18 protein-coding genes and 2 pseudogenes are annotated in these 22,371 nt (G+C 76.8%); 15 read left to right on the top strand and 5 right to left on the bottom strand.

Annotated elements, in window-relative coordinates; translation table 11 throughout:
* Nucleotides 1-27: 27 nt before the first annotated feature.
* On the bottom strand, nucleotides 28-846 hold the full coding sequence (locus HUT16_RS33165; protein WP_176191703.1) for an MBL fold metallo-hydrolase: 819 nt from the start codon (nucleotides 844-846) through the stop codon (nucleotides 28-30).
* A 284-nt stretch (nucleotides 847-1,130) separates the two neighbouring features.
* On the opposite strand from HUT16_RS33165, the gene HUT16_RS33160 reads away from it, so the two are divergent.
* The 5 genes from HUT16_RS33160 to HUT16_RS33140 all read left to right on the top strand — a co-directional run bounded on the left by HUT16_RS33160 (nucleotide 1,131) and on the right by HUT16_RS33140 (nucleotide 4,905).
* Nucleotides 1,131-2,144 carry a hypothetical protein gene (locus HUT16_RS33160; RefSeq protein ID WP_176191702.1) on the top strand — a complete coding sequence of 338 codons (1,014 nt, stop codon included), beginning with the start codon at nucleotides 1,131-1,133 and terminating at the stop codon, nucleotides 2,142-2,144.
* 25 nt (nucleotides 2,145-2,169) lie between these two features.
* Nucleotides 2,170-3,012 carry an FUSC family protein gene (locus HUT16_RS33155; RefSeq protein WP_176191701.1) on the top strand — a complete coding sequence of 281 codons (843 nt, stop codon included), beginning with the start codon at nucleotides 2,170-2,172 and terminating at the stop codon, nucleotides 3,010-3,012.
* A gap of 87 nt (nucleotides 3,013-3,099) precedes the next feature.
* Nucleotides 3,100-3,495, top strand: coding sequence for a hypothetical protein (locus tag HUT16_RS33150; protein ID WP_176191700.1), 396 nt, complete (start codon nucleotides 3,100-3,102; stop codon nucleotides 3,493-3,495).
* Between the two features lie 164 nt (nucleotides 3,496-3,659).
* On the top strand, nucleotides 3,660-4,298 hold the full coding sequence (locus tag HUT16_RS33145; RefSeq protein ID WP_176191699.1) for a ClpP family protease: 639 nt from the start codon (nucleotides 3,660-3,662) through the stop codon (nucleotides 4,296-4,298).
* A 1-nt stretch (nucleotide 4,299) separates the two neighbouring features.
* Nucleotides 4,300-4,905: a ClpP family protease gene (locus HUT16_RS33140; protein ID WP_176191698.1), complete on the top strand. Its 606-nt coding sequence runs from the start codon at nucleotides 4,300-4,302 to the stop codon at nucleotides 4,903-4,905.
* 46 nt (nucleotides 4,906-4,951) lie between these two features.
* Here the strand turns inward: HUT16_RS33140 and HUT16_RS33135 are convergent, their stop codons facing one another.
* The 3 genes from HUT16_RS33135 to HUT16_RS33125 all read right to left on the bottom strand — a co-directional run bounded on the left by HUT16_RS33135 (nucleotide 4,952) and on the right by HUT16_RS33125 (nucleotide 9,559).
* Nucleotides 4,952-5,332, bottom strand: a complete 381-nt coding sequence (locus HUT16_RS33135) for a helix-turn-helix domain-containing protein (RefSeq protein ID WP_176191697.1) — start codon at nucleotides 5,330-5,332, stop codon at nucleotides 4,952-4,954.
* A 136-nt stretch (nucleotides 5,333-5,468) separates the two neighbouring features.
* Nucleotides 5,469-7,946, bottom strand: a complete 2,478-nt coding sequence (locus tag HUT16_RS33130) for a hypothetical protein (RefSeq protein ID WP_176191696.1) — start codon at nucleotides 7,944-7,946, stop codon at nucleotides 5,469-5,471.
* A 179-nt stretch (nucleotides 7,947-8,125) separates the two neighbouring features.
* A complete protein-coding gene (locus HUT16_RS33125) occupies nucleotides 8,126-9,559 on the bottom strand; it encodes an MFS transporter (protein WP_176191695.1) in 1,434 nt (477 codons plus the stop codon).
* 99 nt (nucleotides 9,560-9,658) lie between these two features.
* Here HUT16_RS33125 and HUT16_RS33120 point away from each other — a divergent pair, with 99 nt between their 5' ends.
* On the top strand, nucleotides 9,659-10,744 hold the full coding sequence (locus HUT16_RS33120; protein WP_176191694.1) for a DUF5937 family protein: 1,086 nt from the start codon (nucleotides 9,659-9,661) through the stop codon (nucleotides 10,742-10,744).
* Nucleotides 10,745-10,808: 64 nt separating this feature from the next.
* Here HUT16_RS33120 and HUT16_RS33115 read toward each other — a convergent pair whose 3' ends face one another.
* Nucleotides 10,809-11,360: a cupin domain-containing protein gene (locus HUT16_RS33115; protein WP_176191693.1), complete on the bottom strand. Its 552-nt coding sequence runs from the start codon at nucleotides 11,358-11,360 to the stop codon at nucleotides 10,809-10,811.
* Between the two features lie 188 nt (nucleotides 11,361-11,548).
* Between HUT16_RS33115 and HUT16_RS33110 the strand changes: the two genes are divergently transcribed.
* The 9 genes and pseudogenes from HUT16_RS33110 to HUT16_RS39905 all read left to right on the top strand — a co-directional run.
* Nucleotides 11,549-11,986: an Rrf2 family transcriptional regulator gene (locus tag HUT16_RS33110; protein WP_100839113.1), complete on the top strand. Its 438-nt coding sequence runs from the start codon at nucleotides 11,549-11,551 to the stop codon at nucleotides 11,984-11,986.
* Nucleotides 11,987-12,066: 80 nt separating this feature from the next.
* Nucleotides 12,067-12,934: pseudogene (locus HUT16_RS33105) on the top strand (hypothetical protein); the annotation flags it as partial.
* Between the two features lie 613 nt (nucleotides 12,935-13,547).
* Entirely contained in the window at nucleotides 13,548-15,098 is a 1,551-nt protein-coding gene (locus HUT16_RS33100) for an ABC transporter substrate-binding protein (RefSeq protein WP_176191692.1), read from the top strand.
* On the top strand, nucleotides 15,095-16,126 hold the full coding sequence (locus tag HUT16_RS33095) for an ABC transporter permease (RefSeq protein ID WP_176191691.1): 1,032 nt from the start codon (nucleotides 15,095-15,097) through the stop codon (nucleotides 16,124-16,126). The genes HUT16_RS33100 and HUT16_RS33095 overlap by 4 nt, the downstream gene beginning before the upstream one ends.
* Nucleotides 16,123-17,031: an ABC transporter permease gene (locus tag HUT16_RS33090; protein WP_176191690.1), complete on the top strand. Its 909-nt coding sequence runs from the start codon at nucleotides 16,123-16,125 to the stop codon at nucleotides 17,029-17,031. The genes HUT16_RS33095 and HUT16_RS33090 overlap by 4 nt, the downstream gene beginning before the upstream one ends.
* Nucleotides 17,009-18,016 carry an ABC transporter ATP-binding protein gene (locus HUT16_RS33085; protein WP_176191689.1) on the top strand — a complete coding sequence of 336 codons (1,008 nt, stop codon included), beginning with the start codon at nucleotides 17,009-17,011 and terminating at the stop codon, nucleotides 18,014-18,016. Before HUT16_RS33090 ends, HUT16_RS33085 begins: the two co-directional genes overlap by 23 nt.
* 216 nt (nucleotides 18,017-18,232) lie before the next feature.
* Nucleotides 18,233-19,189 carry an ABC transporter ATP-binding protein gene (locus HUT16_RS33080; RefSeq protein WP_176191688.1) on the top strand — a complete coding sequence of 319 codons (957 nt, stop codon included), beginning with the start codon at nucleotides 18,233-18,235 and terminating at the stop codon, nucleotides 19,187-19,189.
* Nucleotides 19,190-19,261: 72 nt separating this feature from the next.
* Nucleotides 19,262-21,709 (top strand): molybdopterin-dependent oxidoreductase, encoded by a 2,448-nt coding sequence (locus HUT16_RS33075; protein ID WP_254898102.1) that lies wholly within the window; start codon nucleotides 19,262-19,264, stop codon nucleotides 21,707-21,709.
* A pseudogene (locus HUT16_RS39905) lies at nucleotides 21,706-22,335 on the top strand (acyl-CoA dehydrogenase family protein); the annotation flags it as partial. The gene HUT16_RS33075 and the pseudogene HUT16_RS39905, both read left to right, overlap by 4 nt.
* Between the last annotated feature and the right edge of the window lie 36 nt (nucleotides 22,336-22,371).

Here is a 22,371-nt window from a genome sequence, read left to right as displayed (position 1 = left end):
CCGCGCGCTCCGGCGCGGCCGGTCGGGTCAGCCGATCGGCGCCGCCAGGTACTCCAGCGCGTAGCCGGTGCCGGCCGGGCTCACCCGGGCGATGCCGGGGGAGTCCAGGTGCGCCCCGGCCACGAAGTGGTCCGGCCGCGCCAGCCGTTCGAGCAGGCCCGCCCGCGCGGCCCGGGCCCGGGGCTGGTCGCCGTCGAGCTCCCAGGACACCTCCGGCCGGTCGAACTGCAGCGTCGGCACGTGGACGGTGTCGCCCCACACCAGCAGGTGCCCGCCACCGCTGCTGATGTCGTAGACGGTGTGCCCGGGCGTGTGGCCGGGCGCGGGGAGCGCGGTCGCCCACCCGTTGATCGCGACCTCCTCCGACACCGGCACCACCCGGTCGCGGATCGGCTCCAGCCGACCGGTGAACACGGACGCGTCGGCCGCGCCGATCCACACCCGTTCGAGCTTGCCGAACGCCTCCGAACCGTCCGGCGCGATCAGCCCGCTGACGTGGTCCTCGTGCCGGTGGGTGATGGCCACGTCGGTGATGTAGCCCCGGTCGATCCCCGCCTCCTCGAACGCCTCGTGGAGCAGGCCCATCGTCGGGTCGTGCCAGACGTTCGACGCACCGGTGTCGATCAGGAGCGACCACGTGCCGTCGGTGACGAAGAAGGCGTTCACCGACAGCCGCAGGTTCTCGCCCGCCAGCGGAACGGCGGCCGGGAGCACGTCGAGCACCCGCCCGTCCTCCCCGCGCAGGCGGGTCGGCGGCATGTCGATGTACCCGTCCCGCAACGACACCACCTGCAGATCACCGAACTCGAACGTGGCGTGGAGCCGGCCACTAGAGACCAGACGCATGGAACCTCCAACGTGCTGTGCGTCTTCTACGCACGGACCGTCCCACCCTCCATCCCCACGGCCCCGACCGCGGCCGAACCGCCCCGGGATCACCCGTTCGTGGCCCACCCGTCCCTCCCCGGAGCGGCGCGCCCGGCTCCGGCCGCCGGGGTTACGCACTCCGTTCGGGGGACGCCGGAAGGTCACGCCCGCTCCCCCGGCCAAGCGAAATCCCGCCCCCAGGCGGCGCACGGCCGCAGCGTCGTCGGGCCGGTCGCGGCGGGGCCTCGCCTTGCATGGACGGCATGTCAACTCTTCGACACGGGCGTCACCGCACGCTCCGGTCCGGTTCGCTGCTGCGCTGGGTGCGGCAGACCTGCGCCCCCCGGCGGCGCCCCGCCGTCTCCGCCGCGGCCTGGCGCTCGCTGCTGGCGGTGACCGCGCCGGCCGGTGCCGGTCTGCTGCTCGGACGGCCCGCCGAGGGGGTGATGGTCGCGCTGGGCGCGCTCTCGGCGGTGCTGACCGACGTGGCCACCGCCTACCGGCACCGGGCGGTCACCATGCTGCTGCCCCAACTGCTGGGCATGGCCGGGGCGTTCGCGACCCTGGCGGCCGAGGGCGGCCCCGCCGCGCCGTACCTGCTGCCCGGGCTGGGGGTGGTCGCGGGGGTGCTGGCCTGCCTGAGCCCGGAGGGCTCGCTGGGCGCGATGATCCTGCTGATGGACGCCCAGGTGGCGCTGGACCTGCCGCTGCCCGGCCCGCTCTGGCGGCCGCCCGCGCTGATGCTGCTGGGCGGGCTGTCGGTGGTGGCGCTGGCCCTGGCCGGACGCCCGTTCTTCCGGGGCCGGGCCGAACGGGCGCTGCTGGCCCAGTGCCTGACCGGCTGTGCGGCGGTGCTCGAACCGGACGCGGCGGGACCGGCCGGGACCGCGCGGCGGCGCGGGCTGCACGACGCGCTGGAGCGGGCCCGGCACACCGGCGCGGTCGGCGGCAGCGCGCTGCTGGCCCGGCACCTGCCCGGGCTGCTGGCGCTCGCCGAGACGGCCTGCTCGGCCGGGGCCCGGGCGCTGCCCTCCGACGGCGCGCTGCGCGGGCGGCTGCGCGCCGAGGCGGAGCGCGTCGCGGCGAACCGCCCGCCGCTGGACGCACCGTGGCCGTCCGGGCCCGGCCCGCTGGACGCCCGGCTGGCGCGGGCGGCGCGGGCGGCGATCGTTCCGGGGCGCCCGCCCGGTCCGCGGCCCGGTCCACGGCCGGGGTGCCGCCGGTGCGGCGCCGGATACGGGTACGGCGCCGGATGCGGCTCCGGCCGGGCCGGGTGACTGGCGGGCGGGGCGGCGGCGGGCGGTGGCCCGAGCGGTGCTGGCCGACCCGCAGTCCTGGCTGTGCGGTCTGCGCGTCGGCCTGGCCCTGCTGCTGGCGGGCACGGCGGCCACGGCCCTCGGCCTGCCGCACCCGTACTGGGCGGTGCTGAACGTGACCTTCGTCTGCCGTCCGGACATCGGCCCGGTCACCGGCCGTGCGCTGGAACGGTTCTGCGGGACGGCACTCGGGCTGCTCTGCAGCGGCCTGGTCCTGGCCTGCGGCGGCCCCGGCTGGGCGCTGCTGGCCGTCCTCGCCCTGGCCGCCGGGCTGGTCCCGGCGCTCTCCGGCACCGGCTACCTCTACCAGGCGGCGGCCCTGGCCACCGTGGTGCTGATGGTCACCCAGATCGCCGGTGACCCCGGTCTCCCGCTGCTGCTGCCCAACCTGGCCTGCTGCGCGATCGGCTGCCTGTCCGCCGTCCTCGCCGGCGAACTGCTCGCCCCGCACCACCGCCAGCTCGCCGTGGCCCGCCGCCTGGCCGCCGCCGTCGAGCAGGCCACCCTCGCCCTGACCCCGCACCGTCCCCGCACCGCCCCGACCCCCCACCTGCACCTCGCCGCGGCGCGGGCCGAACTCGACCGCGCCCGCCGGGAACCCCCCTGGCGCCAGTCCTCGACCGCCCGCTGGGCCGCCCTGGCCGAGGAGGTCGAACGCACGGTCGACGCCGTCCTCCCGCTCACCCCCGCCGACCACCGCCACTTCGACACCACCCGCCACCACCTGCACCGCCTGGCCGACCGGCTCCCCCACCCCGACCACCGCCACCGCCCGGCCCCGCCCGCACCCCGCCGCCCCGAGGCCGCGCCCGGCGTCCGGACCGGGTAGCGGCTCGGGTAGCGGCACGGCCGGTCCGGGCTTCCCCGCGCGGCCGGGCCCTTGACGGCGGGAGCCCTCCGTCGGGAGCATCTGCGGGTGAAGATCCTGGCCCTGATCGGGCGCCGCGCCGTCCTCCTGCTCTGGCCGCTGTTCCTCGCCGCCCTGGTCGCCGTCGGCTCGGGAGCGGGCTGGGGCCTGGTCGAGGGCGCGGTGCTCTACGCGTGGTGGATTCCGGCGCTGGGCTTCCGGCGGGCGACCTGGCCGCGCCGCCACCAGAACCTGGCGTTCGGGTGCTTCGTCGGCGTCCTCGGGTCGCTCTTCCTCGCCCTCACCGCCGGTGCCCCGCTGCACCTGGCCACCCGCTGGCCGATGTGGGGCTGCGCCCTGGTCGCCCTCCTGGCGGGGACGGCCGTGACCGCCGCGATGTGGCCCGCCCAGCGCCGCTTCTACGCCACGACGGCGCCGACCGGCGGCCGAAGCGCCGCGACCTGACGGCGGTTCACCACCCGGGCCGGGCCGCCGGTGCCGGAGGGGCGGGGGCGGGGGCCGCTCTGCCCGCAGCGAATCTGCGGCGGGCAGAGAAACGTCCGGAGGCGGGTGCCGGGGGGCAACAGTGGGGTGACCGACCCGACGTCACCCCACTTCCGGGAGAACCGATGACTCCACTCAGCACGCTCCGCCCCCGGGCGGAGGACGGCGAAACCCCGCCCAGCCCGTTCGACGACCACCTGGCGGCGCTGCTGCTGGCCCGCCGGATCGTCCTGCTCGGCACCCAGGTCGACGACGTGTCGGCGAACCGGGTCTGCACGCAGCTGCTGCTGCTCTCGGCGGAGGACCCGGGCACCGACATCAGCCTGTACATCAACAGCCCGGGCGGCTCGGTGACGGCGGGGCTGGCCATCTACGACACCATGCGGCTGATCCCGAACGACGTGTCGACCCTGGCGATGGGGTTCGCCGCCAGCATGGGGCAGTTCCTGCTGACGGTGGGCGCGGCGGGCAAGCGGTTCGCGCTGCCGAACGCGCGGATCATGATGCACCAGCCCTCGGCGGGGATCGGCGGCACGGCCTCCGACATCGAGATCCAGGCGGAGAACCTGGAGTACACCAAGCGGGCGATCGAGCGGATCACCGCGGAGCACACCGGGCAGAGCCGGGAGACCATCGCCCGGGACGGCGACCGGGACCGCTGGTTCACGGCGGAGCAGGCCCGCGAGTACGGGATGGTCGACCGGGTGCTGGAGTCGCTGGCCGAGGTCGGCAGCGGCGCGTCGCGGCGACGGGCGGGGCTGTGACATGGCCTCCTACCCGATTCCCTACGTGATCGAGCGGACCGCGCAGGGCGAGCGCTCGTACGACGTGTTCAGCCGGCTGCTCAACGAGCGGATCGTCTTCCTCGGCACCGAGATCGACGACGGCGTGGCCAACGCGGTGATCGCCCAGCTGCTGCACCTGGAGTCCGCGGGCCCGGAGCAGGAGATCGCGCTCTACCTCAACTCCCCCGGCGGGTCGTTCACCTCGCTGATGGCGATCTACGACGCGATGACGTTCGTGCAGTGCCCGATCGCCACCTACTGCGTCGGGCAGGCCGCGTCCACCGCGGCGGTGCTGCTGGCGGGCGGCGATCCCGGGCGGCGGGCCGTGCTGCGGCACGCCCGGGTGCTGCTGGGGCAGCCGGCCAGCGGCGGGCGGCGGGGGACGGTGTCCGACCTGAGCCTGGCCGCGAAGGAGGTGCTGCGGATCCGGGCCCAGGTGGAGGAGGTGCTGTCCCGGCACACCGGCCACTCGGTGGAGACCCTGCGGGCGGACATGGACCGGGAGAAGGTGTTCGGCGCCGAGGAGGCCGTCGCCTACGGGCTGGCCGACCGGGTGCTGAACAGCCGCCTCCCCGCCGCGGGTTGACCGCACGGGCCGGTCCGGCTCCGCCCGTACGGGCGCGGGCTGCCGCTCAGGCCGCCAGGCAGAGCCCGCCGTACCGGCCCGCGGTCGCCGTCCGGCCGGACAGGGTGCTCGCGCTGCGCACCGCGACGAGTTCCTGCTGCACCAGCGAGAGCACGTCACCCAGGCCCAGGCCGAGCGCCCGGGCGGCGGCGGCGAGCACCTCGGAGGAGGCTTCCTTGCGGCCGCGCTCCAGCTCCGAGAGGTACGGCACCGAGATCCGGGCGGCGTCCGCGACGTCCTTCAACGTCCGTTCCTGGGCGAGGCGTTCGCGCCGCAGCACCCCGCCCACCACGTCGCGCAGCAGCGGTTCCCTGGGCTGCGGCGCGGGCGCTTCCGGCCGGGGGCGCAACGGGACGACACGGGCCGGGGAGGAGGGTCGAGTGCTCATTGCTCCAGCCTAGACAGCGCCCGGCGCGGCGCCAGTGCGCGTCGCTCTGCCCTCAGCAGAACGGGGAAGGGCCGGCCGCCGGGGGGCGGGAATCCCCCCGGCGGCCGGCCGTGCGGACGGTGGTGCGGGGCGGCGGCTAGGGCACGGCGAGGATGCAGAGCAGCGAGCAGGCGACGGCCGAGGAGCGGGCGGTGGTGGTCGGGGTGGTGCCGGCGGGCGAGTTCGCAGCGACGAAGCTCGCCGAGGCGGTGTTCTTCAGCGGGAGGGCGAGCAGCAGCGAGTCGCAGTGGACCTGGCGGCTGGTGCCGGCGGCCAGCGCGAAGGTGCCGGCGGCGGTTCGGCAGGCGGGGGTGGACGGGTCGTCGACGGTCACGGCGGTGGCGTCGACCGGGCCGGCGTTGGTGACGGTGATCCGCCAGTGGGCGGTGCCGAGCAGGCCGAGCAGGCCGACGGGGCTGGTCTTGGCCCAGGGCCCGGGCCCGCCGGGGGCGCAGTCGTGCGGGTTGAGCGAGCCGCAGATCTCCTTCTGCACGCTCACCTGGGGCTGGCAGCCGGTGCCGGGCGCGACGGGGGCGGTGACGGTGTTGGAGGTGAGGGTGCCGGTGGCGTCGGTGCCGGTGGCGGTGTTGCTGACGGCGGTGGTGGCGCAGTCGGCGGCCACGGTGGTGCGGAAGCAGATCTGCGGCGCGTCGCCCCGGTACTCGACGACCAGCATCGGGTGGTTGGTGGCGGTGAAGTCGCCGGTGGTGGTCAGCACCAGTTGGGCGGTGACGGTGAGCGCGGGGTGGGCGGCGGGGTCGACGCCGGACAGGTCGACGGTGCCGTCGGGGGCGAGGCCGGGGCTGGCGACGGGGGTGCCGTCGGGGTCGGTGACCAGGACCCGGGAGGCGGCGAGGTCGAGGTGCGAGAGGTCGAGGTCGGTCAGCCGGGCCCGGGTGTAGGACTGGACGTGGCCGGTGCCGCCGTCGCAGTAGAAGTCGGCGGGCCTGAGCGTGACGGTGGCGCCGCTGTGCAGGCAGGGGCTGGCGGCGGTGGCCGGGTCCATCGAGAACAGCACGCCCGCGTCGCCCAGCCCGATCAGGCAGCGGGTGGTGCTGTCGTAGCTGTAGCCGTAGTCGCGGGTGGTGCCGCCGTTGGCGGTGGGGTGGGTGGCGGGCAGCGGGAAGCCGGCGCAGGGGGCGGCGGTCCGCCAGTCGTAGCAGAGGGTGGCGCCGTTGCCGCCGCTGCCGCCCCAGGCCGGGAAGTAGCTGCGGGTGCCGGTGTCGGTGCTGACGGTCTCGGGGTCGAAGGTGAGGGTGTTGCCGCTGAGGGTGGCGAGGATGCCGGGTGCGGTGAGCGGCGAGCCGTCGACGGCGTAGCAGGTGGTGAGGACGTTGGCGCCGCCGACGGTGCTGGTGCAGACGCCGTCGGGGTGCCCGGCGGTGTCGTAGGCGGTGAAGGCGTCGTAGGTGTAGTAGGCGGAGCCGGGTCCGGCGGGGTGCGGGGTGCTCCAGCCGGTGCAGACGGCGTTGGTGGCGGTGTCGAAGCAGCCGAGGACGGGCGCGCCGGGGACGGTGGAGCCGCCGGCCTGCGGGGCGGAGGAGGCGAACACCTTGTCGCCGACGGCGGTCAGGCCGCCCTGGTAGAGGGCGCCGGGGTTGCCGGGCAGGTCGTGGTTGGCGGCGACGATCTGCGCGTAGGGCTGGCCGGCGCAGGGGGTGCGGCCGGGCAGGGTCATGCACAGCACCCGGCCGGTGTTGGCGACCGCGTACAGGTTGTCGCCGACCTTCACCAGCCCGGCGATGTTGTTGGCGCTGCTGGGGGAGGTGCCGTTGGGGGCGAGCGCGGTGTAGCCGCAGTTGGCGTGGGCGGCCAGGTCGAGGCAGCCGATGCCGACGCCGGTGGCGGTGTTGGCGGGGTAGTACAGCAGGTTGGGCTGCTGCGGGTCGAGGACGTACTTGGAGGTGAGCGGGCTGCCGAGGTCGCCAGTGGCGCCGCTGCCGAGCGGTCCGGTCGCGGTGTTCAGCGGGCGCGGCCAGGGGCCGCCGGTACAGGGCTGGCCGGTGGTCAGGCTGCTGCACACCACCTTCGGCGCGGCCGGGGCGGCGTGGTGGTAGATGTTCCAGGCCTGCACCTCCCCGGTGGGGGTCCGGTACAGCACGGGGGTGTAGCCGTCGCCGCCGGTGGCCTGCGCGGTGGGCTGGACGGGGGCGAGCAGCAGCGGGGAGATCCCGGTGCCGCCGGAGCGGGCGACCGGGTTCTCGGCGCGGACGGCGACGGTGGCCGCGCCGGTGTCGTCGGGTCCGAAGGTGCTGCCGTCGGTCGACCAGGACGGGGTCCAGCCGGGCGGCACCTTCAGCGAGCCGGGCACGTAGGCGCCGGCGCCGGTGACCGGGTCGGTGATGCGGGCCGGGGCGGCGTCGTCCCCGGTGGCGTTGTTCCGGTAGCTCACGGTCCAGTCGAGGGTGTCCCCGTGCTGGGCGGTGGCGGCGCCGGGGTGGGTGGCGTTCCGCACGCTCTTCACCAGGGTGGAGCCCGTCCCGGTGTCGGCGGTGGTGGCGGTGGTGACGGCCCGGCCGCTGGCGGGGGCGGTGCCGCCCAGTCCGAGCAGCAGCAGGGCGGAGCTGAGCGCCACGGCCAGGGTGGCCCGGCGGGGGCGGGGGCGGGGGCGACGGATCGGCAGGGGCGGACGCGGGCTTTGCAGCACTGTTTCTCCACCTCGGATCGACAGCTGGCCTGACGGTTCGTCAGGTCACGCCGCGGACCAAGGTAGGGTGGCGGCCCGTTCGCCCCGGACCTGAATTTTCCTATTGGTCACATCATGACCGAATACGACCGCGCGGCTTCCGGCATACCCGGCCGCGGCCGCCCCGGGAAACGAACACCCGGCCGCCGGTCGCGCCCGGGTTCGCTCCCGCCCCCGCCCTGCCCCGACTCACCCCGGCCGGTGAGGGGCGGCCGGGAGTCAGGGGTTTCGGGGGTGGTGCGGTGGACCAGGGCGGCGGCGGCGAGGGTGGTGGTGGCGAGGACGGGCCAGAGGACGACGGGGGTGAGGGCGGTGAGCACGGCGGGGGAGACGGCGAGGCCGAGGCCGGTGGAGAGTTGGAGGCGGGCCAGGGCGCGGCCGCGGCGGAGGGCCGGGGTGCGGGCGGTGACCAGGGCGGTGGCGCTGCCCGCGTAGAGGATCTCGCCCAGGGTGCAGGGCACCGCGACCAGGGCGACGGCGAGCGGCCCGAACGGGGTGGCGAGCAGGAACGCCAGGTAGCTCACGGCGAGCACCACCCCGGCCAGGACCAGGACCCGGGCCCGCGACCAGCGGGCGCCCGCCCACGCGGTGACGGGCACCTGGAGGGTCACCACCAGCACGGTGTTGGCGACGAACACCGCGGCCGGCCAGGCCGGCGAGGCGTGCAGGACGGTCACGAGCACCAGCGGCAGCGCCACTTCGGGCACGTTCAGGCAGAACACGTACACCACGTTGGCCAGCAGGAGCGCCCCGAGCCGCGGTGCCGCCCCGTCCGCCGCGGGGGCGGTCCGTCGCGCCGCCCCGTCGCGGACCCGGACCGAGCGGGCCAGCGCCGCCGCCGTGAGGAAGCCGAGCCCGGAGGCCAGGGCCAGCGCCCGCAGGGCGGTGGGACCGCCGGCCAGGCAGGCGGTGGCGAGCAGCGCGCCGGCGCCGAGTCCGGCGTTGCGGGCGGCCCGGGCGGCCGCCAGGACGGTGTCCCGCAGGTGTTCCTCGGCGACCGAGGCGACCAGTGCGGCGTGCGCGGCGGGCCAGGACTGGTTGCCGATGCCGAGGAACAGCGCGGCGACGGTGAACAGCGCGACGCCGCCGGTGGGCGCCGCCAGCAGCGCGGCCACGCCCAGCACCCGCACCAGCATCGACGCGGCCACCGCCGTGCTGCGCGTGCCCCGGTCGAGCCAGCGCCCGAGCGCCGGCATGCAGGCCAGCCCGGCGACGATGCCGCCGGTCATCGCCAGGCCGGTGGCGGCCGTGCCGAGGTCGAGCACGGTGATCCCGTACAGCAGCAGGAACGGCCGCAGCAGGCCGGTGCCGAGGGCGTCGACGAGCAGCGCGGCGGCGTAGCGCGGCCCGCCGCCGGCCCGGACGAGCTGCCGGACCGTCGGACGGGTCGACGGCGGGGGCGAGGGGCGGACCGGTGGCCGGGTCGGCGGTGGCTGGGTCGGCGGTGGCTGGGTCGGCGGCCGGGGCGTGGTGGTGCGGGCGGCAGGGGGGCTGGTGGTCATGGCGCCAAGGTGCGGGCGGGGGCGCGGCGCGGTCACGTCGATTGACGCTTTCCGTCAACCGGTGCCGGTGGCGCGGCCGTGGACAGCGAGAATGCGGGGGTGACCCTGCGCATCGACCTCGCCGGGACGCCGCCGGAGCGCATCCGGTTCGGCGTCTCGCCGCTCGCCGAACTGACCGCGATGCTGCACGTGCTGGCCTCGCCGGAGCACCACCCGCACCTGGCCGGGTGGGCGGCCGGGGTGTGGGCGGGCCTGCGCCCCGAGCTGGCCGAGCGGCTGCGGGAGGCCGAGTTCCTGTGGCGGTCCTCGCGGGCCGACTTCCTGGTGCCGGCCCGGCCGCGGGCCACCCTGGCCGCGGAGCTGGACCAGGTCGACCTGATCGGGGACGAGCGGTACGCGCACGCCGCGCTGGTCACCACCTGCGGCTCGAACCGGCGCACCTTCGCCGGCCGCTCCCCGCTGCACGACCCGGCCGCCCGCGCCGACGCGCTGGACCGGGCGCAGGCCCGCGGCCCCGTCCAGGAGGCGTTCGCGGAGCGCCTGCTGGCCGATCCGCCGGCCGTCCGGGCCCGGCTGCGGGAGACCCTGGAGCAGTGCGCGGAGGCGTTCTTCGACACCGAGTGGCCCGCGCTGGCCGCCCGCCTGGGCCGGGACGTCCGGGACAAGACCGAGCTGAGCCGCCGTCAGGGCCTGCCCGCCGCGCTCGCCGAGGTGTCGACGGCGATCGCGCTCACGCCCGACGGCGGCTCGCTGGTCCTCGACAAGCTCCAGGACTCCGCCGCGCAGGCCGGCCCGGCCGGCGTCACCTTCCTGCCCAGCGTCTTCGGGCATCCGCACCTGGTCGCCGTGTACGCCCCGGGCTGGCAACCCGTCGTCCAGTACCCGGCCGCAGACGGCGACCGCCCCGCGGCCGTCCCGCTGGAGACCGTCGCCCTCCGCCTGGAAGCGCTGGCCCACCCCGTCCGGCTGCGGCTGGTCCGCACCCTGGCCCGCGGCCCGCACACCACCGGCGAACTCGCCTGCGCCTGGGAGCTCACCCCGCCCGAGGTCTCCCGGCACCTCGCCGTGCTGCGCCGGGCGGGCCTGCTCACCGCCCGCCGCCGCGGCCGCCACGTCCATCACGCGCTCGACCTCGGCGCCACCGCCGTGCTCGGCGCCGACCTGCTCTCCGCCGTCCTGCGCTGAGCACCGGCGCCGTCCCGCGCCGTCCGGTGCGGGGTGCCTCCCGGTGCGGAGTGCCGACCGGTCGTCAGGGCGCGGTCGGCGGTTCGGCGTGCAGGCTCGGCAGGTTGACCACGATCGCCTCCTGGGTGCTGCGGGCGATCACCACCACGGCCTCGTGCGCGGGGTCGGGGTTCTCCTCGCGGTGCGGGACGTACGGCGGCACGAAGATGTAGTCGCCCGGCCCGGTGCGCAGCCTGACCTCGACCGGCTCGCCGGAGGAGTGGTCCAGGAAGACGAACTCGGGGTGGCCGCTGACCACGTGGATCGCGGTCTCCGACTCGCCGTGGTGGTGGTCGGAGGAGGCGGTGGCGGGGGCGACGTGGGTCTGGCCCATCCAGAGCTTCTCCGAGCCGACGGTGCCGCCGCTGATCGCCGCGAACCGCCGCATCCCCCCGGTCTGCGCGGTGTCGCCGTCGAGCGCGTCGGCCCGGATGTGGTGCAGGCGGGCGCGGAGCGGGACGGCGGCGTCCGGGCCGGCGGCGTCCGGCGCGGGCAGGTGCGGGTGGAAGCCCTCGCCGGCACAGGTCCGCCCACCCCCGTCGGTCGCCGGGTCGGGGCGGTGCGGTGCGGTGGACACGGGGTCTCCCGGGTGGTGGGCGCGGTCGGCGGGGTGCCGGGGATGGGGGGAACGCTAGGCGCGGCCGGAAAAGGATGTCAAGAGGTGTCCTTTCATCCCGCGCGTCGTCCCGCGCGTCGTCCCGGGCGCCGGAACGCCCGCCCCGGACGGGACTTGATGATCGCCCGGCCCGGTGGATACTTCGGGGTATGCATATTTCCGCCAAGGCGGACTACGCCGCCCGCGCACTGGTCGAGCTGGCTTGCGACACGGGGCGTCCGCTCACCTGCGAGGCGATCGCCTCGTCCCAGGAGATCCCGTTCCGGTTCCTGAAGTCCGTGGTCGGCGACCTGCGCCGGGCCGGCCTGGTCCGCAGCCAGCGCGGCTGCGAGGGCGGCTACTGGCTGGGCCGCCCGGCCTCGGACATCACGCTGCTCGACGTGGTGCGCGCCGTGGACGGCGAACTGATCACGCTCCGCGGCGAACCGCTGGCGGGGCTCGCCTACCCGGGCCCGGCGGACGCGCTGCCGGGGATCTGGCGCGAGGTCGAGGAGCGCACCGGGGAGGTGCTGGCGGGCACCACCGTGGCCGCGCTGGTCCGCCGCTCCGGACGCCCGCTGCCCCGGCCGGTCGCGGAGGCGGTGTGACCGGCCGGGACAGCGGGCCGGAGACCGCCCGGCCCGGGGGCGGGCCCGCAGGCGAGACCGCGCTCGAACCCGTCCTCGAACCCGTCCTCGAAGTCGTCGAGTTCACCGACCCGTTCTGTCCGTGGGCCTGGGGGTCGGAGCCCGTGCTGCGGGCGCTGCGCCGGGTGCTGGCCGGGGCCGCCGCACACCGGCGGGTGTTCGGCATCCTGTTCGACGACGACGAGGACCCGGCGCCGGACCCGGCCGCGGAGGCCGCCTGGTACGGGGAGTTCGTGGCCCGGGTGTCGGCGCACACGGGTGCGCCGCGACCGGCCCGGCTGCGCTGGGTCGCGGCGAGCAGCTGGCCCGCCTCGCTGGCCGCCGCCGCGGCGGAGCAGCAGGGCCGCAGGTGGCCGAGCGGGTGCTGCGGCGGCTGCGCGAGTCGGCGTTCGTCCTGGGCGAGCCGGCCGACACCCCGGAGCGGATCGCGGCGGCGCTGCGCGGGTGCCGGGCCTGGACGCGGCGGCGCTGGCGGCGGCCGCGGCCTCGGCGCAGGTGCGGGAGCGGGTGGCGCGGGACCGGGCCGAGACCCGGGCGCCGCGCCCGGAGGTGGTGGGGCTGCGCGGGCCGGGTCCGCACCCGGGCGGGGCGAAGGAGCTGGCGGACGGGCACCGCTACGCCCTGCCCACGCTGCTGTTCCGGGGCCCGGCGGGGTGCCGGGTGGTCCCGGGCTGGCGTCCGTCGGCGGAGTACCTGGCGGCGGCCCGGGCGGTGTGCCCGGGCCTGCCCGCGGGGAGGCCGGAGGACCGGCCCGATCCGGCCGAGCTGCTGCGCCGCTACCGGAGCCTGACCGCGCCGGAGTCGCCGGACGGCCCGCCGGACGGCGCGGTGACGGTCGCCACCGCGGGCGGCCCGCTGTACCTGTCGCCGGAGGAGGCCGCCGTCTCCCCGCTCCTCCCCGCGCCCTGAACCCCGGCCCCGGCGCCCTCCGCCACCCGGCCTCCGAATCACCGTTTCCCACCAAGTGAGACATCTCTTCCCGGATCACGAGACGCCCGGCGCGACCGCCGATCGGCCCGCAGCTCACCCCCCGCGGCCCGACGGTCCGTCAGTTTCCTTCCGCTGCGGTGCGATTGGCAGCTCGCGCCGCAGCCCGCAGCTGCCCCGGCGGCCCGCCGCCCAATGGGACACCTTTTGGTGTCCATTGACACCGGGCCCGCCCGCCCGACAGGATGGCGGCATGCTTTCGACGCACCCCAACGTGGTGTGCCGCTACGTGGACTTCCGGCGCACCAGCAGCGATCTCTGTCTCTGAGTGCCCCCCTCCGCGCCGGTGGCACCGTCCGCCCGCGCTCCCGGAACACGGCCGTCCCGTGCCGTGCGGCAGGCCCCGGCCGCCGTTCCCGGGCCTCCTCCTCCTGCCAGGCTCCGTCCCGCCCGTGACCGGGCGGCGGCGGCCGCCGCCCCCTCCCCCTGCCGGTGCCCTGTCGCGCCGTCGTGCCCGTTCCCCGCCGTCCGCGGTCCCCCCGCGTCGACGCCTGCGTCCGGGCACCCGCCGCGCCGTGAAAGGTGACGCACGCCCATGACCAGCTCCGCCCTGCCCTCCCCCGCCCTCGCCAGACGCTCCTTCCTCGGCCTCGGCCTGGGCGCGGGAGCCGCGCTCGCCCTGGCCGCGTGCGGCGGCGCCACCGTCGCCCAGACCGGCTCGGCCGGGACCTCCGGCACCCTCAAGTGGGGCTGGGCGCTGCCCACTTCGTGGGACCCGGTGTTCTCCTCCGCGGGCTGGGACGTGCACGTGCTGTCCCTGGTGTACGCCGGTCTGACCAAGCTCGACGAGAGCGGCAAGGCCGTGCCCGCGCTGGCCACCGGCTGGACGTACAGCGCCGACGGCACCAGCCTGACCTTCACCCTGCGCCCCGGGCTGGTCTTCGAGGACGGCACGCCGCTGGACGCCGCCGCCGTGAAGAAGAGCCTGGACCGCGGCCGCACCGAGCCCAAGTCGCTGGTCGCCCCGCAGCTGACCCAGGTCAAGCAGGTGCTGGCCCCCGACGCCGCCACCGTGGTGATCGAACTCGCCTCCCCCGACTACCAGTTGCCCAACCTGCTGGCCGGCAAGACCGGCCTGGTGGTGAACCCGAAGGCGTTCGAGTCGGACGCCGCGGGGCTGGCCTCCAAGCCGGCCGGCGCGGGCCCGTTCAGCCTGGTCTCCTACGTGCAGAACAGCAAGGCCGTGCTGCGGCGCAACCCGCACTACTGGGACGCCGCCTCGATCGGGCTGGAGAACTTCGAGGTCTACCCGCTGCCGGACGCCGCCACCGTGGTCGGCGGCCTGCAGTCCGGGCAGTTCGACGTCGCGCAGATCCCCGGCAGCCAGGTCGAGGCCGCGAAGGCCGCGGGCCTGGAGGTGCAGGAGATCCCGTCGCTGGTGGTGGCGGTGCTGGACGTCAACACCACCAAGGCGCCGTTCGACAACCCGGACGTGGTCGAGGCCCTGAAGTACGCGATCGACCGCGAAGCCCTGGTGAAGACCCAGCTGTTCGGGCACGGCGAGGCCAACTACCAGCCCTTCCCCAAGGGTTACGTGGGCTACGACCCGGGCTCGGCGGACCTGTTCCGCTACGACCCGGACAAGGCGCGGGCGCTGCTGGCGAAGGCCGGGCACCCGGACGGCGTCGACCTGACGCTGACCACCAGCGCCGCGCAGGGCCTGCCCGAGCAGCTGCAGGCGCAGCTGAAGGAGGTCGGCATCCGGGCCACCATCGAGGTGATCCCGGCCGCGCAGGCCACCCAGATCGTCTACGTGCAGCACTCCAAGGCGCTGTTCACCGACCAGTTCGCGGGCCGCGACTCGGCCGCCCAGGCGTTCCAGGTGCTGTTCGGCGAGCAGGGGCTGATGAACCCGGGCCGCAGCACGCCGCCGGAGCTGCTGGCGGCCGTGCAGCAGGTGTCGCGCACCCCGCTGGACTCGCCGGAGTACCCGAAGGCGCTCCAGGCGGCGACCGCGCTGGCGGTGCGGACGATGCCGAACGTGTTCCTGTACAGCGTGCCGCGGCTGCTGGCCCGGCGGAAGTCGGTGTCGCCGATCCCGGCGTTCACCGTGGTGCAGCGCTTCGAGGGGGTGAAGGTCGCGTGAGCGCGGCGCTCCCGGCGGCGGGCTCGCGGGCCGCCGGGTGGGTGGTGCGCCGGGCGGCCCGGGCGCCCCGCTCGCTCGGCCGGGTGCTGGCCTCCGCCGCCACGGTGTTCCTGCTCTCCTCGGTCCTCACCTTCGGGCTCGGCGCGGTCTCCGACGCCAACCCGGCGGCGGCGGTCCTCGGCGAGACCGCGACGCCCGCCGACATCGCCCGGCTGAACCACGAGTTCGGCCTCGACCGGCCGCTGTGGGAGCAGTTCGGCGGCTGGCTGGGGCACGCCGTCCAGGGCGACCTGGGCCGGTCCTGGTTCACCACGCTGCCGGTGGGCGACTCGATCGCGGCCGCCCTGCCGGTGGACCTGTCGATCGCCGGCCTGGCGCTGCTGTTCGCCGTGCTGCTCGGTGCGGCCGCGGGCATCGCGGCGGCGCTGCGCCCCGGCAGCCGGCTGGACCGCTCGGTCACCGCGCTGTGCACCCTGCTGGGCACGCTGCCCGCGTTCGTGGTGGCGATCGGCCTGATCACCCTGGTCTCCGTGCAGCTGCGGCTGCTGCCCTCGGGCGGCTACGTGCCGCTGGAGCAGGACCCGGGCCAGTGGCTGCGGTTCGCGGTGCTGCCCGCGCTGGCGCTGAGCCTGGACGCGGCGGCGGGCATCGCCCGGCAGCTGCGCACCTCGCTGGTCGGCGCGCTGCGGGAGAACTGGGCGACGGGCGCCACGATGCGCGGGCTGTCGCGCCGCCGGGTGCTGTTCGGGCACGTGCTGCGCAACGCCGCCGGACCGGCCGTGACGGTGCTCGGGATGAGCGTGCCGATGCTGATCGGCGGCGCGGTCGTCACCGAGCGGATCTTCAACCTGCCGGGGATCGCCCAGCTGTCGCTGCGGGCCGCCGAACAGCACGACGTGCCGGTGATCCAGGGCACCCTGCTGGTGACCGTCGCCGTGGTGCTGGTCGCCAACCTGGCGGTGGACGCCGGGCTGCTGGCCCTCAACCCCGCCGCCCGCCGGCGCCCGGCCCGGGCGGGTGCCCGGTGAGCGCGGCGCTGCGCCGCCCGGTGGTGCGGGCCTCGCTGGCGGTGCTGGGCGCGGTCGTGCTGCTCGCCGTGCTCGGCGGCCGGCTCGCCCCGCTCGACCCGCTCGCCCAGGACACCGCGCACCTGCTCCAGGGGCCCGGCGGCGGGCACCTGCTGGGCACCGACTACCTGGGCCGGGACGTGCTGAGCCGGCTGCTCGCGGGCACCGGCCCGTCGGTGGCCGCGGCCGCCGAGGCGGTCGGCACGGCACTGCTGCTCGGCGTGCTGCCCGGGCTGGCCTCGGTGCGCTTCCCGGCCGTGCCGGCCTGGCTCGCGCTGCGGGCCGTGGACGCCCTGATGACGCTGCCGTTCACGCTGTTCGCGATCGCCGCGGTCGGCGTCCTCGGCAACGGGCTGCACCAGGCGATGCTGGCGCTCGGCGTGCTGCTGGCCCCGCTGTTCTTCCGGGTCGCCCGGGCGGCGGCGCTCGGCCTGGACCGGGCGCAGTACGTGGAGGCCGCCGAACTGATGGGCGCCGGACGGCTCACCGTGCTGCGCACCCACGTGTGGCGCAAGGTGCTGCCGACGATCGCGGTGACCACGGCGCACGCGCTGGCCACCGCGCTGCTCACGGTCGCCTCGCTGACCTTCCTCGGCATCGGCGTCCAGCCGCCCGCGCCGACCTGGGGCGGGATGCTCGCCAGCGACCTGGGCTTCCTCGCCCAGCAGCCGTGGGCCCCGGCCGTCCCCACCGTGCTGATCATGCTGACCGTCGGGGCGCTCAACCTGCTGGCCGACGCCCTGCGGGACGCCGAACCGGCCGGGTCCGCCGGGTCCGCCGAACCCGGCGCCCCGGCGCAGGCCCCCGTCCCGACCCCGCTGCGAGCGCCGGAGGAGGCCCGCGATGACCACCGCGTCCGTGTCTGACCGCACCGAGTCCGGCCGTCCCGGGCCGGGCGGCCCCGTCCTGGCCGTCGAGGGGCTGCGGGTGACCGTCGGCCACGGCGCCGCCGAGGCGGTGCGGGAGGTGTCCTTCACCGTGCGCGCCGGGCAGTCCGTCGGCCTGGTCGGCGAGTCCGGCAGCGGCAAGACGCTGACCTGCCGGGCCGTCCTCGGGCTGCCCGCGCCCGGCGTCGAGGCCGCCGCCGACACCCTCGCCCTGGGCGGCACCGACCTGCTCGGCCTGGACGCGCCCGGCTGGCAGCGGCTGCGCGGCGACCGGCTCGGCGCGGTCTTCCAGGACCCGGGCTCCTTCCTCAACCCCTCGCTCACCGTGGGCCGGCAGCTCGCCGAGCCGCTGCGGGTGCACGGCGGCCTGTCCCGGGCGGACGCCCGGCGCCGCGCCGTCGAGCTCTTCGACTCGGTGGGGCTGCGCGACCCGGACGCGGTGTACGACCGCTACCCGCACGAGCTGTCCGGCGGCATGCTGCAACGGGTGCTGATCGCGATCGCGGTCAGCGGCGACCCGGAGCTGCTGGTCGCCGACGAGGCCACCACCGCGCTGGACACCGTCGTCCAGGCCGAGGTGCTCGACCTGCTGGCCCGCCTGCGCGAGGAGCGCGGCCTCGGCCTGCTGCTGGTCAGCCACGACCTCGCGGTGGTCGCCGACGCCACCGACCGGCTGCTGGTGCTGTACGCGGGCGAGGTCGTCGAGGACGGCCCCACCGCGAGCGTGGTGGCCGCCCCCGCCCACCCCTACACCGAGGCCCTGCTCACCGTCGCCGGCCTCGGCCCCGGGGAGCGCACCCGCTTCCCGGTCATCCCCGGCCGTCCGCCCGCCGCCGGCACCCCCGCCCCGGGCTGCCGCTTCGCCCCGCGCTGCGCGTACGCGGCCCCGGAGTGCACCCTCGTCCCCGTCCCGCTGACGACGGCGCCGGACGGCCGCAAGGTGCGCTGCCTCCTGCCGCGCTGAGAGGCAACCCCGCCAGGGGCTCGGGGAACGGCGAGTCCGCGCTGCTGACGGCCGGAGCCCATCGGAAAGTCCGTGCTGCTTCGGGCCGTGGCAACAGGACCCGAAGCCACCGCGCGCACGAGCAGTGCACCCGCGGCGGCCCCGGCCCCGCCGTTCCCCGGGCCCCTGATTTCTCCCGCGATTTCTCCCGCATTCGACCCACCGGAGGTGCCTGTCATGACCGCTCTGCTCGAAGTCCGTTCGCTGGAGGTGGAGTTCGACCGCGGCGCCCCCGTACTGGACGGGATCGACCTCCAGGTCCGGGCCGGGGAGATCCTCGGGGTGATCGGGGAGACCGGCTCCGGGAAGACCACGCTGGCGCGGGCGGTGGTGGGGCTGGCGCCGGTCGCCGCGGGGCGGATCACCGTGGACGGGCGGGACCGGGCCCGCCTGCGCGGGCGGGCGCTGCGGGCGGCGCGGCGGGCCGGGACGGTGCAGTACATGTTCCAGGACCCGCTGCGCTCGCTGGACCCGGACCTGACGGTGCTGCGGCTGGTGGGCCAGCCGCTCGCGGTGGCCGGCGTCCCGGTCGGCGAGCGGCGGCAGCGGGTGCTGGCGGCGCTGGACCTGGTCGGCCTGGACCACGCGCTGGCCGAGCGCCGACCGGCGCTGCTCTCCGGCGGGCAGCGCCAGCGCGTCGCGCTGGCCCGGGCGATCGTCACCCGGCCCCGGCTGCTGCTGGCCGACGAGCCCGTCTCGGCGCTGGACGCCTCGAACCGCAACCACGTGCTGCGGCTGCTGGACGAGTTGCGCCGGGAGCTGGACCTCGCGGTGGTGCTGATCTCGCACGACCTGGAGTCGCTGGCGGGGGTCGCCGACCGGCTGGCGGTGCTGTACCGGGGCCGGATCGTGGAGAGCGGCCCGGCGGCGGACGTGCTGGGTCGGCCGCTGCACCCGTACACGGCGCTGCTGGCGGCCTCCGCGCCGGGCGGGGGCGCGGCCCGGCGGGCCGAACTCGCGCTGCTGCGCGCTCCGGCGCCCGCCCGGCCGGAGTCCTCCGCGTGCGCGTTCGCGCACCGCTGCCCGTTCGCCGGGGCCGGCTGCGCGGACCGCCCGGCCGAGACCGAGCCGCTGCCGGGCCGGACGGTGGCCTGCCACCGCGCCGCCGACTGGCGCACCCGCCCGTCCGGCTGACCCCGCCGACCTCCCGTCGCCCTCCCGTCGCCCTCCCGTCGCCCTCCCGTCGATCCCTGGAGCCCGAACGCCGTGTCCAGTCTTCCCACCACCTCGCACTGGGGTGCCTTCCGGGTCCGCCCGCGCCCCGCCGGCGGGGTGCTGGTCGAGCCGCACCCGGAGGACCCGGCGCCCTCCCCGCTGCTGGCGGGCGTCGCCGGGTCGCTGGACCACCGCACCCGGGTGCGCCGGCCGGCCGTCCGGGAGGGCTGGCTGCGGGGCGGGCCGGGGACGGGCGCCGGGCGCGGGCGGGAGCCGTTCGTGGAGGTGTCCTGGGAGCGGGCGCTCGACCTGGTCGCCGGTGAACTGGCGCGGGTGAAGCGGGAGTTCGGGCCGCAGGCGGTGTTCGGCGGCTCGTACGGCTGGGCGTCGGCGGGCCGGTTCCACCACGCACAGAGCCAACTGCACCGGTTCCTGGCCCTGTTCGGCGGCTACACGGCATCCCGGAACTCGTACAGCCTGGGCACCTCGCTGGTGCTGCTGCCCCGGGTGGTGGGGGACGCCGAGGCGGTGCTGCGGGCCGCGTCCTCCTGGCCGACGATCGTCCGGCACACCCGGCTGCTGGTCGCGTTCGGGGGCGTCCCGGCGAAGAACGTGTACGTCACGCCCGGCGGGGTGACCCGGCACACCACGCCCGGGTTCCTCGCCCAACTGGCCGACGCCGGAACGGAGGTGGCGCTGGTCTCCCCGCTGCGCGACGACCTGCCGGACGGCCCGGCCACCGACTGGCTGCCGATCGCCCCGGGCACCGACACCGCGCTGATGCTGGCGCTCACCCACACCCTGGTCGCCGAGGACCTGCACGACCGGGCCTTCCTGGCACGCTGCACCAGCGGCTGGCCGGTGCTGGAGCGCTACCTGGACGGCCGGGCCGACGGCACGCCCAAGGACGCCGACTGGGCCGCGCCGATCTGCGGCCTGGCCGCGGAGCGGATCCGCGCGCTGGCCCGGAGGATGGCCGCCACCCGGACGCTGGTCACCGTCACCTGGTCGCTGCAGCGCGCCCGGTACGGCGAGCAGCCGGTCTGGGCGGCGCTCGCCCTGGCCTGCGCGCTCGGCCAACTCGGCCTGCCCGGCGGCGGGTTCGGCCACGGCTACGGCTCGATGGGCGACGTCGGCGACACCGGCCCGGCGCTGCGTCTGCCCTTCCTGCCCCAACCGGCCAACCCCGTCGAGGAGTTCATCCCCTGCGCGCGGATCGCCGATCTGCTGCTGCACCCCGGCGAGGAGTACCGCTACGACGGCACCACCCGCCGCTACCCGGACGTCCGGCTGGTGCACTGGGCGGGCGGCAACCCGTTCCACCACCACCAGGACCTGGGACGGCTGCGCCGGGCCTTCGCCCGTCCGGAGACGGTGGTCGTCCACGAGCCGCACTGGACGGCCACCGCCCGGCACGCCGACATCGTGCTGCCCGCCACCACCCCGCTGGAGCGCGAGGACTTCGGCGGCGGTCGGCGCGACACCCACCTGATCGCCATGCACCGCGCCGCCGCCCCGGTCGGCGAGGCCCGCGACGACCACGCGATCCTCGCCGCGCTCGCCGAACGCCTTGGCTTCGCACCGGAGTTCACCGAGGGGCGCAGCCCGCGCCAGTGGCTGGAGCACCTGTACGGGCAGTGGGCCGGGCGGCTGCGCGCGGACGGCGCGGGCGACCCGCCGCCGTTCGACCGGTTCTGGGCCGACGGCGAGTGGCGGCTGCCCGAACAGGCCGCCGAGCGCACCCTGTTCGCCGAGTTCCGGGCCGACCCGGAGCGGCACCCGCTGGCCACCCCGAGCGGCCGGATCGAACTGCACTCCCCCGCGATCGCCGCGCTCGGCCTGCCCGACTGCCCCGGCCACCCCGCCTGGCTGGACCCGCCCGAACGGCTCGGCACCCCGGCCGCCCGGCGCCACCCGCTGCTGCTGGTCGCCAACCAGCCCGCCACCCGGCTGCACAGCCAACTCGACGTCGGGGCGGCCAGTCTGGCCGCCAAGGTGGCCGGCCGGGAGGCCGTCGAGCTGCACCCCGCCGACGCGGCGGAGCGCTCGATCGCCGACGGCGACCTGGTGCGGATCTTCAACGACCGGGGCGCCTGCCTGGCCGGGGCCCGGCTCAGCGACCGGCTGCGGCCCGGCGTCGTGCGGCTGCCCACCGGCGCCTGGTTCGACCCCGTCCCCGGCACCGAACCGCCGCTGTGCGCGCACGGCAACCCCAACGCGCTCACCGCCGACCTGCCCAGCTCGCAGCTCTCCCAGGGCTGCACCGGTCAGCACGCCCTGGTCCAGCTCGAACGCTGGACGGGCGGCGAGCCCCCGCCGGTGACCGTCCGGCACCCGCCCGCGCTGCTCCGCGACACCGAGACCGACACCGACACCGAGACCGCCGGCGGCACCAGCACCGCACCCGCACCGCCCACCACCCCCGTCCAGTCCACCGCACCCACGCCCGTCCAGCCCACCGCACCCGCGCCCGCACCGTCCCCGGAGGCCGCCCGATGACCAGCCACGCCCCGCCCGTCCTCCCGGCCCCGCCCGCCTTCGCCGCCCCGCCCGCCTTCCGGGCCCCGGCGCTGGACCGGCTGCCGGAGGTGACCGCCGCCCTGGCCGGCTGCGCCGCCGAGCACGACCGGGACGCCGAACTGCCGCTCGCCGACTTCGAACTCCCGCACGAAGCAGGCCTGTTGACCGCCACGGTGGCCACCCGGCACGGCGGGCCGGAGGCCGGGCTGGCGGACACCGTGCGCATCCTGCGGGCGCTCGGCGCGGGCGACCCGGCGGTGGCGCTGGTCACCGCGATGACGCTGTTCACCCACGCCGCCGAGGCCCGCGCCCCGCACTGGCCGGCCGGCCCGCTGGCCGACCTGCTCGCCGAGTCCGCCCGCCGCCCGGTGCTGGTGAACGCGCTGCGGGTGGAGCCCGAACTCGGCAGCCCGGTGCGCGGCGGCCTGCCCGCCACCACCGCCCGCCGCCGGGGCGACGGCTGGGAGCTGACCGGCCGCAAGATCTACTCCACCGGCGCGCACCTGCTGGACTGGCTGCTGGTGTGGGCCGCCACCGACGAACAGCCGCCCCGGGTCGGCTCGTTCCTGGTCCGGGCCGGCAGCCCGGGCGTCGGCGTCGAACCGGTCTGGGACCACCTGGGCCTGCGCGCCTCGCGCAGC

This window comes from Kitasatospora sp. NA04385 (assembly GCF_013364235.1).
In the GTDB taxonomy this organism is placed as follows: domain Bacteria; phylum Actinomycetota; class Actinomycetes; order Streptomycetales; family Streptomycetaceae; genus Kitasatospora.
Note: the sequence above shows the minus strand (reverse complement) of the source record. Positions and strands in the feature narration are given on the sequence as shown.